The organism is Dyadobacter flavalbus, from assembly GCF_006149045.1.
In the GTDB taxonomy this organism is placed as follows: domain Bacteria; phylum Bacteroidota; class Bacteroidia; order Cytophagales; family Spirosomataceae; genus Dyadobacter; species Dyadobacter flavalbus.
In genome coordinates this window covers 549,808-565,360 of record NZ_VBSN01000049.1, presented here as the reverse complement: position 1 = coordinate 565,360, position 15,553 = coordinate 549,808, and the positions used below count along the sequence as shown (strand labels likewise).

Genomic DNA, 15,553 nt, shown 5'->3' with positions numbered 1-15,553 from the left:
AATGCGTAGCTTATATAGTGTTAGAATGAGCTTATTGCTGATGACGTACAAGCATTTTTTTTGTTGCTACCTTTTTGCCGTCGAGCGACAGCTGATAAAAGTAGAGTCCTGTCGGCATATCTTTGGTATTTACCCTTATCTTTCTTTCATTCTTGTTTAGTGGCAGCTCAACCATTTGAGAGCCAAGGACATTGTAGATAATTACTTTTGCATCTCTGATGCCCGAAGCTATGTTGAAATCAAGATCAGCATATTCGCTGGCCGGATTTGGATACATGTTGGAAACAGAAATCTTTTCATTAACAAACAACTGCTCTTCTACTTTTACAGGTGCTTCTATTGCCGGGCTTCTTTTTTCAGGATTTTTTTCAACGATTTCAGTGACCTGAACACTGGTGCTTTCCGAAGCGCTTGGTGTCGAAAAAAGAAATGAACGGTAAAAACTGTTAAGCGCTTTCGGATTTTGCAACGACAAAGGCTTGTAAGTCAGACCCGATGCAAGGCCTGCAAATTTCATGTTTTCACCAGAAGCCGGTTTTTTCTTGCCGACCATATTCAGCCGGCTTCCATTCGAAACCGTTTGTGCACTAAGCCCTTGCCAGGTTAATGCGATCAATATAATAAAATAAAGTATAGTTCTTTTCATAGCTGATAATCAGGATACTTTTGACTAATATTTTCATCAACATAGTTAAAGTACACTACAAAAATATAGAGAAATAATTGTATATTCAAAATATATTGTGTGAACGTCTGTCTTTATTTTTCCAAATAAAAAACCATGCCGTTTGAAAAGTTTTTTGTAATATTTTTAAATGTTTTTTATAACTCCGCCCAAATCGTTTTTTCGCGGGTTGGTTTTTCCGTGATCCGCCAGTTAAATCCTTCTAATTGTCTCTCTGTCAGCTTTATTTTTGACGGGGGAATCAGTCTTCCGTCCGGCTTTCCAATGAAGGAAATTCCCTGGACCCGGTTGTCTTCAAACAAAAGATTCATTCTTCCGCATTCCACCCGGTTAAGCCCGATATTCTTTTCCTTATCGTCAACTGCATAATAAGCACTTTCTCCATTTCCATCCACCAGCACTTGTTTCAGCTTGTTGCCCGTTTGAAAATACGCATTGATTGTACGGCCTTTGACCTGATTAAACTGTTTTACAAGCGTATCTTCGGTAATCACAAAAGATTTTCCTTTCAGCAGCATCCGGTTAATCTGGTTGTTTACAAGAAATGCAGTGATCGAATCGGCTTCCATCTGATAATGCTGCTCGCTCCAGAGTATCGGTTTCTGAAAAAAACGGATGACAGAATCTGCTGTATTGTAGCTTATGGAGTCGCATTTGCCCTGAAAATCAGATTTATAGATAAAAACATTTTTGTTTCCGATCAGCTTTCTTGTGCTGTCCCTGCTGTTTTCATAAGAATACAAAGTGTCGGCACGAATGTAAAGGGTATCCTCGGCAACTACATTTCTGACGTATGCATGGCCGAATATTTTTGAATAACCTGCCGTTTTCCAATAATATCCTTCGTCGCCGTTCAGTATGGTTTTATCTTTTTTTGCAACGATTACAACATTTCCTTTTCCTTTTCCATTGTTGCTCTTTCCGTCTACTTCCAGCGAATCTGCGGTCAGTGTATACGTTTCATTGTCAACCGTTGTTCTGTTCTGAAATGCGGACTCTGCAGATTCGGTGTTATAGCGGCCCTTTGTGCCTTTAACGGTACCGTCTTTGTTCGTGATTTTGGTGTCTCCGTTAAAATAGGACCATTTTGTCAGCGAATGATAGAGCAGCGTATCGGTTGTAAGCGTATATTTTTTATTGACCAGTTTTACATTTTTATAATAAGTAAATTCCTTTGTTGCCGTATTGTAAAAACCTTCTGTACTGGTCAGAATATTTTCTTCATCCACCGTGCGGCCGGGAACCTTGTAACTGGCTATTCCCTGAGCCATATTATATTCTATTTTCTGCGTAGTAAGCGTACGTTTGCGGTCTTTAAGTACTGTTTTTCGACCGCTGACAATAGCGAGGCGCGTATTTCCGTAATAATAAAGCGTATCGCCTGTAACCGTCACCGTATCGCCCTGAACAATTTTTACATTTCCAAAAGCTTCAATCACGTTGGTGCTGATATTCTGAATGGCCAGATTACTGTATAAAAGAGCACCTTTGTGCCTGAAAACGCCGTTGGTTACACGCCTGGAATCAATACCGTTTTCATTGATAAGTTCCAGCTCATCCGATTTAAGTATTTCCACCAGATCCTCACTTTGTGCCGGCTTAACTTGCGCCAAGACCTGCTGCACGCCCGGAAAAGATGAGACAATCATGATGACAAAGAACACTGCAAAGGATAAATTTCCTTTAATACCGAAGACGCACAAAAGTTTTAAAGGGTTGCAGTTTGTTATATATATTTTTTTATTCATGTTGGTGTTCTTTCTTTTACCTTTGGTTGTGCCCGTTGTACCATTGCACTGTAAAAGATAAAGTTTACTTATATACGCAAAATTACATCAAATACCTCTTCAAGGTTCATGTTGGATTCTTTTTTAACTTTTATTAACCAGCAGGGGCTTGATCTCCGAGACCAATCTTGTTTACTTGCGGTAAGCGGGGGGGTCGATTCTGTGGTTATGACGCATTTATTCTACAAAATGGGATATGCTGCGGTTGTCGCACATTGTAATTTTAGTTTGAGAGGAGCGGAGTCTGATGGTGACGAGACCTTTGTAAATCAACTTGCAGAAGCCTATGGATTTGCGTTTGTTTCAAAGAAATTTGATACCAGGTTGTTTGCTGGGGAACAATCTGTATCTACACAGATGGCGGCTCGGGAGCTAAGGTACAGCTGGTTTGAAGAGGTCAGGAAATCTTACAACCTGGAATGGATTGCCACGGCTCATCATATCAATGACTCTTTGGAAACCAGTTTGTTAAATCTCGTAAGAGGAACGGGTATTTCCGGTTTGTACGGAATTTCTTCCAGAAATAATTTTGTCATCCGGCCGCTTCTTTTTGCAAGCCGTGAAGAAATAATGAATTATGCAGCAGCGCACGATTTGAAATGGCGGGAAGATCGCTCCAATGATTCGGATGATTACAAGCGCAATTTGATCAGGCACAAAGTAATTCCGGTATTCAGGGAAATGAATCCGTCACTGGAATCAACTTTTGTTTCAAGCTCTGAACGGCTAAAAGCAGCAGACAATTTGCTCAGGGTGTATCTTGAAGATTGGAAAAAGGAGGTATTGCACATTGAAAATGAACTTGTACGCATACCGATCAGCAAAATAATCTCCGCAAATGAACCGATTTACAGACTATGGTCAATTTTGCAGGATTTTGGATTTACATATAGTCAGGTCCGGCAAATAGGAAATAATCTCAGCGGCATTTCAGGAAGACTGTTTTCATCATCCACACACAGCCTGCTGATGGACAGGAGTGAGCTGATTCTTAAACCGAAACAGGGTGCTGAGGATGTAAACAATATATACGTTACAGAACCGGATACTAATATTGTTTTGCCGTATTATTCGCTTACTTTCAGCAAGGTTCTGGACGTTGATGAGTTAGTGATCAGTAAAGAAAAACACACTGCATACATAGATGCTGTTAAACTGATTTTTCCATTGACGATCAGAAAATGGAAAACAGGAGATTATTTTATGCCTTTTGGGATGAAAGGGAAAAAGAAGAAAATCAGTGATCTGTTGGTTGACCTTAAATTCGATTTATTTCAAAAAGAAAATATTTATATACTGGAAAATAGGAATGGCGAAATCATCTGGGTTGTAGGCGTAAGATCAGACGAACGCTTTCGTATTCAGGATTATACAAGACAAGTTATTATAATCTCGCAAAATCAAAAGTAGGAAAAACGGGCATCCGGTACAATTACGGATCAAGTTAAAGATTTAAAAATATAGGGTCACTTGTTGCACTTATAAAATTTGTTTTTACCTTTGCACCACGTTTCGCATTTGGCGAAATGATTTTTAGAGAGATGGCAGAGTGGTCGATTGCGACGGTCTTGAAAACCGTTGACTGTAACAGGTCCGGGGGTTCGAATCCCTCTCTCTCTGCAGAATGCCCTTACTGTACTCAGTAGGGGCATTTTTAGTTTTCGGGACAAATATCGGGACAAATGTATTGAACGATATGGTTAAAGATCACAACACACACTTACCTTATAAAAGAGCCGTTCTCAGGGACAGGAAAGGCGATCTTTCCAAAGAATGGTTTGTTGAATTTTACGCCTGGTCCGAGCTGGAAGAAAAGCTGGTCCGTAAGCGGATCAAGATCCCGATGTCATTTCGGGACAAAAAGAGTAGGGTAGAGCATGCCAACAAGCTTATTGCAAAAGCCAACAAACTTCTGGAACAAGGATTCCACTTTGCACCTAAAAAGCCTTCACCAGCAACCGACATTGTAACAGAATCTAAAAATGAACTGATCCTAAGTCTGGAAGCAACACTTTCCACAATCAGCCCGACTTTGCGGCCAAAATCCGTGGTTACCTATAATTCTGCAATTGCCAAACTGAAGGATTTTCTGGTTGATCCGGTAGATGTTTCAGCCTACACTACACAGGATGCCATCCGGTTCAGGGATCATTTGATTATTACGTTGAAGAACTCGCCGCGGACAGCCAACAACACATTGGTTCATTTGAACACGGTATATGGTCACATGAAAAGCCGGACGGCCTTAAAAGAAAGCCCGTTCAAGATTAACAAGCTGAAACAACAAGCTACCAACAAGAATATCGCGATAACCGATGAGGACAGGGCAATCATTGAATCTTACCTGATGGAGCACGAACCGGAAGTGTTTCTTTTTACCCGTTTTATTTATTACGCTTTTATCCGGCCGGGTGAACTTCTCAACATCCGGATTGAAGATGTAAGTACAGCAAACAGGTACATTACAATAAAAGGTATGATAAGCAAAAACGGCAAAACTGAAACAGCTCCGATCATTCCGCCACTTATGAAGCACATGGATGATTCCGGAATTCTCAAAGACAAGAAACCGAATTTACTGCTGTTCTCATCCGGTTTGAAGCCAGGAATTAAGGTGTCTGGAAAACAGGTACCATTCAGAAGACATGAAAAAGCATTGAAGGAATTGGGATTAGATAATAAAGGATATACGTTTTATTCCTGGAAGCATACCGGTGCTGTAAATGCTTATTTGGCAGGTATCGGATTGAAGGAGCTTCAAAACTTTCTTCGTCATTCATCCGTGCAGATTACAGATATTTACCTGAAATCATTAGGCCTGAGAACGGATCCTAACTTGCATACTTACAAGTGGTGATTAACTCCTAAAGTTTTGAAATGGCACCACGCTCACTACCTTGACAAGCCATGTAGCCAAGCGCGTAAAAAATTACTTTCATTTCAAACATCATGGAAAGCAGCTGGTCGTCATACATTAAGTTCTCTTCCTTAATGAATTCCTTCTCGATGATAAAGTGGATTCAACCGGCAACAACCGGTCATGGTAGTAGTCCCCTAACTCGATGGTTCCTTTTGTGGCAAGCATAATAATAACCAGACCTAAGATATTATCCTTTTTTGCTTTGAGTGGCAACTTGGCTCCGTACATTTCCAGAGAAGTCAAGAATTTGTAAACGTGCGGCTCAAAAGGAATTTCAAGTTTCATGAATTTTAATATTTAAGTGTGTATGTATTGAAGAAAAAAGGATTCCGCTTTTGTCGAGTTTGTAAAAACCCAAACCATAAAGTAGCATCATGATCATACTGGCAGACAAAGCAATCCGGCAAACAACAAACAGATCGTGTGAACCTGCATTTTTTTTAATGAACATCATTAAGCCAAAAAGGATCAAGTTTGCAACGGCCCAGATAAGGGCAACAATATATAGTCTTTCCATGAATCAAATTAGATATGCAAATGTAATAAACGTATGACAAGCTAAAAGCAATTAGGTCGTAACAATGCTAAAACCTGATTATAATCATAGCATAATTGAAATTAAAATAAGAGCTAGAAACCTCTTATCGTATTTGTTGCATCTACTACACGTTTGCGCATTAATGCCTTATCTTTAAAACATCTGTATATATTAGTATAGATCGAGGCGCTTTCTGGTTTACGTAAAAATGGCTGAATTGAAATACAGTTTGGATGTTCAAACAACGTGTTTAAGAGTGTTCGATCAGTATTTGAACAGGAGTGGCCATAGATGATAATGTCAAATTTATCTGCGTCAGCAAAAGTGTTCTAGCCCCCAAATTAACCGGACTAAATTTTAAAAAAGATTTAGTAGAGTTAAATTAGATTTCAAATGGGAAAACGCAGACAATTTACATTAGAGCAAAAAATGCAGATTCTACGGGAGGCTGAATCTGAGGGCATGTTGACGACCTGCCGCAAATTCGAATTATCACAGGCTTTGTTTTACCGCTGGAAGCACCAGTTCGAGCTCAAGGGTAAGGACGGGCTTCTACCGCAGTACAAAACCATTAATCCGGAACTACGGGCCATCCAGCAGGAAAATGAACGCTTGAAAAGGATTGTTGCTGACCAGGCTTTAGAGCTGGCTGTTAAAACTGAGCTTTTAAAAAAAACGGAACAGATGCGCATGCAAGGAAGATGACAGTCGAAAAGTTCAAGTGCAAAGTTAGGCTCAGCCGTTTACTTGCCTGGTTCTCAGAGCATAAGAGCAGCTGGTATTATCGACAGTCTGAAAATAGGCCTGGCAGAAAGCCCAGCACGCATACGATGACTGTTACTGGCAGTTCGGTACCTAACCAAGAAGTTGTTGGAGCTATCAGGAAGATCTTGAATGAAGAATTCATTTGCTATGGTTATCAGAAAACCACGTCAGAGCTCAGGGACGCAGGCTTTATTATCAATCCAAAAAAGACTTACAGGTTGATGGCTGATGAGAAACTGCTCTTAAACAAAAAAGCTATTTTGACTTCTGGAAAACGGGAGTTTGTCAAGGTTCGGAAGGTAGAAGCTAAGTACCCAATGCAGTTTTTAGCTATGGACATCAAATACGTGTACATCCATGGAGAAAAACGGAATGTATTTTTGCTAACGGTCATTGATATCTGTACCCGTAAGGTGCTAGGCCATGTTTTAAAGCCGAGTATCAAAAAGCACGATGTAGTTTTACTGCTGGACGGCGTGTTGCAGGAATACCAGGTAAAGGGCATTCGATTAAGAAATGATAATGGCAGTCAATTTATAGCTCATTTAGTAAGGGAATATTTAAAAGAAAATGATGTTGTGCAGGAGTTCACACATGTGGCAACACCAGAAGAGAACGGCCATATTGAAGCGCTGCATAGTATCTTGGATCGAGAAGTGATTAGGCATTACTGGTTTGATACCTACCATTATGCAAAGTGGAAAATTGCAGATTATTACCGCTTTTATAACAGTAAACGAAGGCATGGATCTATCAAAATGATGAGTCCGGAAAAATACTGGCAATTATTTTTCTAGAATTATTTGCCCAATGCAAAAACAGCTGAGAGTGGAATGATTGTCAAGGGTTCCGACGCAGGAGGAACTTGCGAAGCCCTTGACAATCATGGAGCGAAGGCTACCTTTGCGTTGGTAAATAAGGTGCAAAGTCTTCTAAACTGATTTGCTAAAATAGTCCGAATAATAGGGGTTCGAAACAATCACGCCGGTGCGGTTTATAATACCAACAGGATCTTTGCAGGCAAACGACTGAACATGCACGCATGGTAGCAACCCGGTAGTTTTTCATTAAGCTTGCGGCCAGCACCCGCTTCTGGGCCGGCCTTAAAGCTTTTTTTTGAGCACATCCTGTAACATCTGCTTGTCCAAACTTAGGTCGGCCACAAGTTGTTTCAATTTTTGGTTTTCCTCCTCGAGTTGCCGGAGTTTCCGCAGTTCAGGTACACCTAAACCGGCGTACTTCTTGCGGTCCGCCGCCGCGGTTCCAATTGTAATAGGTTGCCTCGCTGACTCCCATTTTACGGCAAACCTCTGAAACGGGCACTCCGGTGTCCGCCTGTCGAAGCGCAAAAATGATCTGCGCTTCCGTGAATTTTGTTGTTTTCATAAGCGATTTTTCTAATGGTTAAGTTATCAAAATCGCCAGATTTTCTCTAGTTATCAATTGTCCAGTTTTGCGGGGGGAGGTCAGTTAATGAAATTATTGTTACGCGTTTAAAAGATATACATTTATACCAATAAAAACAGCTAATAACCTTAATGAAGAAGAAAAGCAACTTGCTGAAAAACACCAGCTAAGAAGCAATGCGTTAATTGAAAAGTACAAAGCAGAAGTCTTGGCAAGTGAGCTAAACAAGGAAAGTGAAGATTTTAAATCCAAAATGCTTTTTTACTATGCATGAGAGTTGATTCACTTGTCACAACAATACTTTAATCAGCGGATTGATCTTACCAAGCAATAAAAGAAAGCGAGATTAATACAATACTTGTTATAGATTATTATACTCTCAGCTTCTTTCTAGTAGTATACTTCTTTCAATATGATTCTGTCACAAACCATTGCTTCTTTCTATTTTTTTGCAGAGGAGTAATACAAGCCACCTGGTAGCTAGCGAATCCTTCCGGCTTAAGCAAGGTACATGTTCAGCAACATAGGATTGGCTGTCTTATCGATGTCTTGCAAAGCCAATATAAACCACTGGCTGATTATGTAAGAGCTCGTTAGCTGAAATCCAATTTTTTAAGTATACACAGTAGATCTAATATGGTAGTAGCTTCTAACTAAGTGCCTGTCTTTCAAAATTTTAAACCAGCCCTATGAAAACAAATCTATATTTCCGTGCGATCCTGGAAACCTTCACCCGGTGCATGATTGCCATTGTGTTTTTGCACTTGAATACAAGTTTAATTGCGCAGCCTTTGCTGCAATGGGAAAAGACCCTGGGAAGCACCTCCAGTGACGTTCTTACAAGTGTAAGGCCTACTTCGGATGGCGGCTTTATTGCAGGCGGATTCTCTGGCGGACCGGTAAGTGGCGACAAAACACAGGCTGGCCGGGGGGACTTTGATTACTGGGTTGTTAAAATCTCTTCGGACGGAACCAAGCAATGGGATAAAACTTTTGGCGGAGCAATGGACGACCGGCTTGTTCAGACGTTTCAGGCTGCTGATGGCGGCTATGTGCTTGCAGGTTATTCCAAATCTGATGCAGGATCCGAGAAGGGTGCAAACGATAAAGTTGCCGGCAATGGAAGGCGCGGCGATTTCTGGATTGTTAAAATTGACGCAAACGGAAATAAGATCTGGGACAAAACCATTGGCGGCACCAGTGAAGATCTGCTGGAAGATGCCAAACAGACTGCAGACGGCGGATACATTCTTGCCGGTTCTTCCCTATCTGGGACCGGGGCCGACAAGACGCAGCCTTCTGCCGGTTCGCGCGATATCTGGGTGGTTCGTATCAACTCGGCTGGAAACATACAATGGACGCAGAGCATCGGAGGCAGCCATTCGGAGCGGTTTACAAGAATTGATATCACGCCGGATGGCGGCTACATACTGGGTGGCGGCGTAAGGGCACTGAATGCCAGCAGTGCCGAAGCATTCGTAGCCCGACTTTCTGCCACAGGCAGCATTCTTTGGACCAGAAACCTGGGCATGCTCAGCACAGAAATAAACGATATCATTCCGAGCAGCGATGGAGGCTATCTGGCAGCGGTTCAGGATCAGTCCGTATCGGATGCGCCGTATGTGCTGGTTAAATTAGACAGTACGGGAACATTGGTCTGGCGGAAAACGTATGTGGGCGGCCCGGTCACCAATCCAATTTCAGACCCGGCGCCCACAGCGACGCTCTATGCAGTGCGGCCCACTCCGGACGGCGGCTTTTTAATAGGGGGTGGATCCAATGAACATGCCGGGAATGACAAATCCGAAGACCGGAAGGGCAGGGGCGGTGATGATTACTGGATCATTAAGACAGATGCAAATGGCGTCCGGCAATGGGATAAAACAATCGGAGGGTTGTCTGGCGATGTCCTTTACCATCTGGAACCAACTGCGGACGGAGGCTTTATTTTGGGAGGGTTTTCTGCCTCGGATGCAGGCGCAGACAAGTCCGAACCAGGCCATGGATTCTATGAGGATTTCTGGTTGGTAAAACTGGCAGCGCCACCCGTTGATAACCGCCTTGTTTTTTCAGAATCAAAACTGGATTTCAATCTCGTACAGGGTGCTTCCACGGTACCAAAGACTGTTTATCTGAAAGCTTTTCAGGGAAACCCGGTTGTTACGCTGACAAAGTCCCTTGATAATTCATGGCTGGTTTTGCCTGCACCTTCCGCAGGTACCCTTTCATTTGGTATTAACGCCGCAGGATTGCTTCCAGGTACTTATACAACGTCAGTCATTGCCAGAGCCTCCGGTTATACCAGTGATACATTGGAAGTAAATTTGATTGTAAAACCGCTTGAATCGCTGGTGACCATCCGCATAGATGCAGGGGGCAGCGGATTTACAACTTCTGACGGCCGCGTTTTTAGTGCCGATCAATATTATAGCGGAGTGGACCGTACTTACAAGACTTCGGACGCAAACGGAATTCAATACACAGCCGACGATGAACTTTACCGGACCGAACGCAGCGCAACTTCCTTTCAGTACAATATTCCTGTCAACAATGGCGACTATGTGGTTGTGCTGCACTTTGCCGAAATCTGGTTTGGTGTTCCCGACGGGTACAATTACGGGCCGGGTTCAAGGCGTTTTCATGTCGATGTGGAAGGAGAAAGAAAGCTGGCCGACTATGATATTTATGCCAAGGGAAACGGTCCTTTGACTGCCATCGAAGAAACATTTCCGGTGAGCGTTACGGACGGCACAATCAACATTGATTTTATCAGCGGAGCTGCAAACCTGCCTTCGGTTTCAGCCATTGAAATTGTTCCGCAAAATGAATATGTCAAGACCATCAGCACATTGCCTGTCGTCGCTGATGCCTATGTACATACCTACTTTCCAGACGAAAATTTTGGTACGGCGCCCGAGCTGATCGTGAAATCCGGTGAATTAAACATCACCAGAAATACCTATCTGAAATTCCAGTTGAACGGCTTCGAGCAGATTACTTCCGCGAGGCTCAGGATTTACGGGGTAAATGTGCAAAGCACGATGAAGGTAGGCACGTTTGTATACAGCGTTGATAATGATTCATGGACAGAAACAGGCATTACTTACAACAATGCACCGCAGAACAATCCACAGGAACTGTCCCATACGACGATCAACGATGACCCGGGATACAGAGAAGTAGACGTAACCGATTTTGTTCAGTCGCAAGTTGCCGGCGATAAAGTAGTCAGTCTGGTGCTGAAAAATCCTTTTTTTGTAAACAAAAAACTGGTATTTCACAGCAAGGAAAATGCATCCGGTTTTGCCCCGCAACTGCTTGTTACCTCGCACAGGCCGGTCGGCAACGCTGCCAGAGCGTCGGCAGAACCGCAGCTTGTGGCAGAAGCGTTCCGGAAAGAAGAAAGCGGTTCCGTTGTTTTTCCGAACCCTGTGAAAAAGCAGATCAGACTAAAACTTTCCGGCAGGCATGAAGGTGACATGGCCATGAAACTGATTGATCGGTCAGGAAGATCTTTTGCTGTCAAAAGGTCTATTCAACAGGCGAGTACTGATGTCATTGACATTTCAAACCTGTCTTTGAAACCGGGCATTTACTTGCTGCAGATTCAGTCCGAGCAGGCTGTTGAAACAATCAAGGTAATGGTGGCAGAGTAAGTGACAGTCTATTTGTTTGTTTCGTTTTGGCTTTTCAACTTCTTTCAATGCCCTTTGCTATATCATTTTATTTCTTACAGTAACTTTCAGAAAAATAGCTGTAAGAAATAAAATTTAAAAAATTGCTATACGCATTCTCAGTTGGAAACAATCACGCTGAAAGTTTCCTGATGTGAGTCGGATTTTACCTGAAGCAGGTATTTTCCGGTTGTGAGCTTCATGGAGGAAATATCAACTTGCATCTGTGGTGTGCTGCCAGCCGTATGGAGCTTTTGTGTTTTGCCGTTCGGATAGGTGAGCAGGAGCTGTGCATTCCCTTTATGCTGTTCTGAAAGCTGAACGGAAAACCGGTCCCGCACCGGATTGGGATAGAGAACAGAGGCTTCTCTGCGCTTTTTTTCCGGTTCATTCATAGCTGACCTTCTTGCATCAGAGTCGTTGTGGCTGGATATGATCAGCTCCGGCGGGTTCACTTTGTTTTCACGGCTGCTCAAAAACAGGCGTATGTTGCTTTCCGTAGGATTGGTCAGGACAAAAGTAGCCGTCTTGTCACCCGCAAGCTGCGCTTGCACAAAGCTGGTTACATCCAGTTCGTGGTACCGTTGCTGATCATTTACAAATACCGAATCCAGCAGTTCGCCCGAAACCGAAGGTGCATTCGGCCAGATAATGCCCGTTTCTGTCCAATTGTCGTTTTCAATGCCTGTCACGGCCATTTGGACTTGCTGTTCATTCTGGTAATTAAAACCGTAGATCCTGAGCCTGGCCGACGTTACGTTGCCTTTGCTGACAAGCGGGAACTTTAAGTATGTTTTCCGTTGATACCCTTCTCGGCTGCCGGCTTTTACGCCCAGTTCCTGACTGGTACCAAAGTTGGTTTTCTCAAAAGGCACATTGCGTATAAATGCATCTGCCACGGGATATAGTGTTTGATCCTCAGCGGGTGACTGGATATATTTATAAAGTTCCACGCCTGTATTGCCATCACCTGCCGACATGAACAGCGTACCGCCTATGAGGGCCAATTCGGTGATCACTGCGTTGCCTTTCGGGTTCAGTTCTGCGGCAAGGTGCGTGCCTTCCGGCGTGCCGTCGCTTTGCCAGAGCTCTGTTCCGGTTTGCGGATCATGCATGACAAAATAGAAAAGATTGCCGTAGCGGACTGTTGGAGAAATGGTAAAATCATAGGGTGTTGAAACAGGCGGCGTGAGCATGATGGTGCCTTCTGATGTTCCGTCCGTAGTCCAGAGCTGATCGCCGAGTTGCCGGCTGAACGGCACAAACAAAAGCTTACCGTTCACTTCCCCTTTTATGCGGATGGCCGGCCTTGGTTTTCCAAAATCACTGGACTCAAATGCATCAAAAGTGCCAAGCTGATAAGTTCCTTCCGCAGTTCCGTCCGTTCTCCAGAGGAGTTCCTGGTTATTGTCAGAATCATGTGCCGTGAGATACACGAGTCCCATAGCCGTGTAAAGATTAAAGTCTTTCAGATTTCCACCGGGGAACAGGTTTTTGATCACCTTTGTACCGGCCTGTGTTCCGTCCGTTCTGACCAGCGGGTAACTTCCCGCAGCATTGGTAATGTAGTACAGGTAATTTCCGGCAGTGACGATTGTTCCCGCCTGTTCCAGAATGGTACCCAGGCTGTCCGTAACCTGGCTTACGACCTTGGTGCCTGTTACGGTGCCGTCGCTCTTCCAGAGTTCCACACTGTTGGTTTCGTCCCAGGCTCCAAAATACAGTTCTCCTTTGAATGCAACCGGATTGAAAGTCAGGTGCGGGTTAAATGTCCGCAGCAGGATTGTGTTCTGAGTTTCACCGTTTGTTTTCCACAAGTCAGTAAAATATTCAAATTCATCCGTAGCATCATTATACTTACTTCTTCGGGAGCCAAAGAATACGGTTTCATTCACGTTGGTCAACCCGGTAATGGTACCCAATTCAACTGCATTGCTGCCCGTAAAGCGGCGTGTTCCCGCTGTGGTACCATCTGTTCTCCATAAATGATTTCTGAAGAAATTCTGGTTGTAGATAAGGATCTTGTCCGTCTGAATCAATTCATTAATCGGATTGATAAAATCAGGATCGTTTTCCTTGTAAACCTGCACGGTACCTTCAGTAGTGCCATTGCTCTTCCAGATTTCATTCTGGTTTACCACAAAATACAGGGTTCCATTGACATTGGTTAATAAGCCCGGAGGATAATCGCTTTTTTTCGTGCTGGTATCTTTGATCTTCACGGTGCCATCCGGCGTGCCGTCACTTTTCCAAAGCTCAAACTGACCGCTCTGAGGAGAAGCTATAAAAAAGGCATTGCCGTTCACATCGGTCAGTTGTCGTGGGTTGGAGCCTGCGGTAACAGACCGGTTTGTAACCGCTTTTGTGCCAGCTTCTGTAAGGTCACTTTTGTAAAGTTGGGTACCGCTTCCATCCGAGCCGGAGAAATAGATTTCATTTCCGAGCTGACCATGAATCCGGACGCTAAATGTTGTAAGCTGCTTTGTTCCTGCTTCTGTTCCGTCTGATTTGTAAAGTTTATCGGTTTCATCAGGAAATGCAATCTGATTGCCTACGGTGCGAAATCCGGATGGAAAGTAACTGCCAACGTTGAGTTCTGTACTGGATACCTGAATGGTTCCTTCCGGTGTGCCGTCACTTTTCCAGAGCCGGAACCCTTCCGCAGTCTTTACCCTGAAAAAAAGGGTTCCGTTCAGGTTGGACAAATCAGCAGGGTCGGATGAATTGCTGGGCCCGGGATAAATATCCTTTACAAGAACAGTTCCTTCCGTAGTACCGTCGGACTTCCAGAGCTCTGCTCCGTACGTTGTGTTCCGTGCAGCAAAGTAGATGGTATTGCCGATTACCAGACCCTCCCGGATGAAAACAAAACCATCTTTGATCAATGAGATTGTTTTGCCATCGGTTCTGTAAAAGCCGCTGCCCTGGTCGAAATACAGGTAATTACCCAAAACAGCAGGCTGGATATTGTTTTCTGTCAATGTACCTACGGGCTGTGTGCCTGCTTCGGTTCCGTCACTGAGCCATAGCATGGCTGGTGATCCCTGGACTATAAAAGAGAGCTTTCCATTAAAGTTGAAAAGACTGCTTAGCCCGGATTCGCCGGCCGGAGTGGTGCCAAAGTCTTTTACCAGCATTGTTCCGGCAACAGATCCGTCGGTTTTCCATAGCTGATGCCGGACAACCTCTTCGGAAACCGGTACTTCAACAGAGAAAAAGGCGGTCCCGTTTACATTTGCAATCGCAGTAATTCTTGAATAAACACCCGTTTTATGAATTAAGAAAGTACCCCCGACCGTACCGTCACTACGGTAAAGCCAGGTTTCATTCCCGTTATAGGTGGTATAAACCATGTAACTACCCGCATCTGTAAGATAATCATTCTCATTTGCCTGATTGTCCGTCAGCTGAATGGTGCCCTCGTCAGTACCATCCGTTCGCCAGAGCTGGCCGGCATTTCTTACCGAGAGACTAAAAAACAGCAGATTATTGGCAGTAACACTGGAATAAACCTGAATGCCGGTTGGAGTCTGGTTGATATCTTTCAACAGTTCAATGCGCTGGGCATTTATAATCCCGGGCAGAACAAATAATATGCCAAACAATAGACGTATTTTCATAATGTTTCAGATTATCAAGTTGTTGTCATTGTTATGTTTACTCTATGAAATTACATATTTTGATTAAACAAAAAACAATTATTCAAGTTGAAAATCATATATTTCCAATTAGTAGCAAACTTGACATTCCCTACAAAGCTGGACAATCGATAATTAT

General features: G+C 43.4%; 9 protein-coding genes, 1 tRNA gene and 1 pseudogene. 6 read left to right on the top strand and 5 right to left on the bottom strand.

The window, feature by feature from the left end; genetic code table 11:
- Positions 1 to 31: 31 nt before the first annotated feature.
- On the bottom strand, positions 32 to 646 hold the full coding sequence (locus FEM33_RS18070; protein ID WP_139013379.1) for a T9SS type A sorting domain-containing protein: 615 nt from the start codon (positions 644 to 646) through the stop codon (positions 32 to 34).
- Positions 647 to 822: 176 nt separating this feature from the next.
- On the bottom strand, positions 823 to 2,334 hold the full coding sequence (locus FEM33_RS18065; protein ID WP_229214300.1) for an OstA-like protein: 1,512 nt from the start codon (positions 2,332 to 2,334) through the stop codon (positions 823 to 825).
- 207 nt (positions 2,335 to 2,541) lie between these two features.
- Here FEM33_RS18065 and tilS point away from each other — a divergent pair, with 207 nt between their 5' ends.
- From tilS to FEM33_RS18050, 3 genes are all read left to right on the top strand, one after another.
- Complete coding sequence (gene tilS, locus FEM33_RS18060; RefSeq protein ID WP_139013377.1) at positions 2,542 to 3,882, top strand: tRNA lysidine(34) synthetase TilS; 1,341 nt, start codon at positions 2,542 to 2,544, stop codon at positions 3,880 to 3,882.
- A gap of 125 nt (positions 3,883 to 4,007) precedes the next feature.
- Positions 4,008 to 4,092, top strand: a tRNA-Ser gene (locus FEM33_RS18055).
- A gap of 4 nt (positions 4,093 to 4,096) precedes the next feature.
- Positions 4,097 to 5,329, top strand: a complete 1,233-nt coding sequence (locus FEM33_RS18050; protein WP_139013376.1) for a tyrosine-type recombinase/integrase — start codon at positions 4,097 to 4,099, stop codon at positions 5,327 to 5,329.
- A gap of 117 nt (positions 5,330 to 5,446) precedes the next feature.
- On the opposite strand, the gene FEM33_RS18045 is transcribed toward FEM33_RS18050, so the two are convergent.
- The gene (locus tag FEM33_RS18045; RefSeq protein ID WP_139013375.1) at positions 5,447 to 5,677 is read right to left on the bottom strand and encodes a hypothetical protein; all 231 of its coding nucleotides are present in this window, start codon (positions 5,675 to 5,677) and stop codon (positions 5,447 to 5,449) included.
- A gap of 646 nt (positions 5,678 to 6,323) precedes the next feature.
- Between FEM33_RS18045 and FEM33_RS18035 the strand changes: the two genes are divergently transcribed.
- Both FEM33_RS18035 and FEM33_RS18030 read left to right on the top strand, forming a co-directional pair.
- Positions 6,324 to 6,635, top strand: coding sequence for a transposase (locus tag FEM33_RS18035; RefSeq protein ID WP_139013374.1), 312 nt, complete (start codon positions 6,324 to 6,326; stop codon positions 6,633 to 6,635).
- The gene (locus FEM33_RS18030; protein WP_139013373.1) at positions 6,632 to 7,492 is read left to right on the top strand and encodes an IS3 family transposase; all 861 of its coding nucleotides are present in this window, start codon (positions 6,632 to 6,634) and stop codon (positions 7,490 to 7,492) included. The genes FEM33_RS18035 and FEM33_RS18030 overlap by 4 nt, the downstream gene beginning before the upstream one ends.
- A 181-nt stretch (positions 7,493 to 7,673) precedes the next feature.
- Here FEM33_RS18030 and FEM33_RS18025 read toward each other — a convergent pair.
- Positions 7,674 to 8,081 (bottom strand): annotated as a pseudogene (locus FEM33_RS18025) (transposase); the annotation flags it as partial.
- 710 nt (positions 8,082 to 8,791) lie between these two features.
- Between FEM33_RS18025 and FEM33_RS18020 the strand changes: the two are divergent.
- Positions 8,792 to 11,758 carry a CBM96 family carbohydrate-binding protein gene (locus FEM33_RS18020; protein WP_139013372.1) on the top strand — a complete coding sequence of 989 codons (2,967 nt, stop codon included), beginning with the start codon at positions 8,792 to 8,794 and terminating at the stop codon, positions 11,756 to 11,758.
- A 137-nt stretch (positions 11,759 to 11,895) separates the two neighbouring features.
- Here the strand turns inward: FEM33_RS18020 and FEM33_RS18015 are convergent, their stop codons facing one another.
- Entirely contained in the window at positions 11,896 to 15,396 is a 3,501-nt protein-coding gene (locus FEM33_RS18015; protein ID WP_139013371.1) for an ELWxxDGT repeat protein, read from the bottom strand.
- Positions 15,397 to 15,553: the final 157 nt, after the last annotated feature.

Excerpts from the sequence above, each read along its gene's own strand:
- FEM33_RS18070 (WP_139013379.1), bottom strand. The coding sequence starts at position 646 with ATGAAAAGAACTATACTTTATTTTATTATATTGATCGCATTAACCTGG.
- FEM33_RS18065 (WP_229214300.1), bottom strand. The coding sequence starts at position 2,334 with ATGATTGTCTCATCTTTTCCGGGCGTGCAGCAGGTCTTGGCGCAAGTT.
- tilS (WP_139013377.1), top strand. The coding sequence starts at position 2,542 with ATGTTGGATTCTTTTTTAACTTTTATTAACCAGCAGGGGCTTGATCTC.
- FEM33_RS18050 (WP_139013376.1), top strand. The coding sequence starts at position 4,097 with ATGCCCTTACTGTACTCAGTAGGGGCATTTTTAGTTTTCGGGACAAAT.
- FEM33_RS18045 (WP_139013375.1), bottom strand. The coding sequence starts at position 5,677 with ATGAAACTTGAAATTCCTTTTGAGCCGCACGTTTACAAATTCTTGACT.
- FEM33_RS18035 (WP_139013374.1), top strand. The coding sequence starts at position 6,324 with ATGGGAAAACGCAGACAATTTACATTAGAGCAAAAAATGCAGATTCTA.
- FEM33_RS18030 (WP_139013373.1), top strand. The coding sequence starts at position 6,632 with ATGACAGTCGAAAAGTTCAAGTGCAAAGTTAGGCTCAGCCGTTTACTT.
- FEM33_RS18020 (WP_139013372.1), top strand. The coding sequence starts at position 8,792 with ATGAAAACAAATCTATATTTCCGTGCGATCCTGGAAACCTTCACCCGG.
- FEM33_RS18015 (WP_139013371.1), bottom strand. The coding sequence starts at position 15,396 with ATGAAAATACGTCTATTGTTTGGCATATTATTTGTTCTGCCCGGGATT.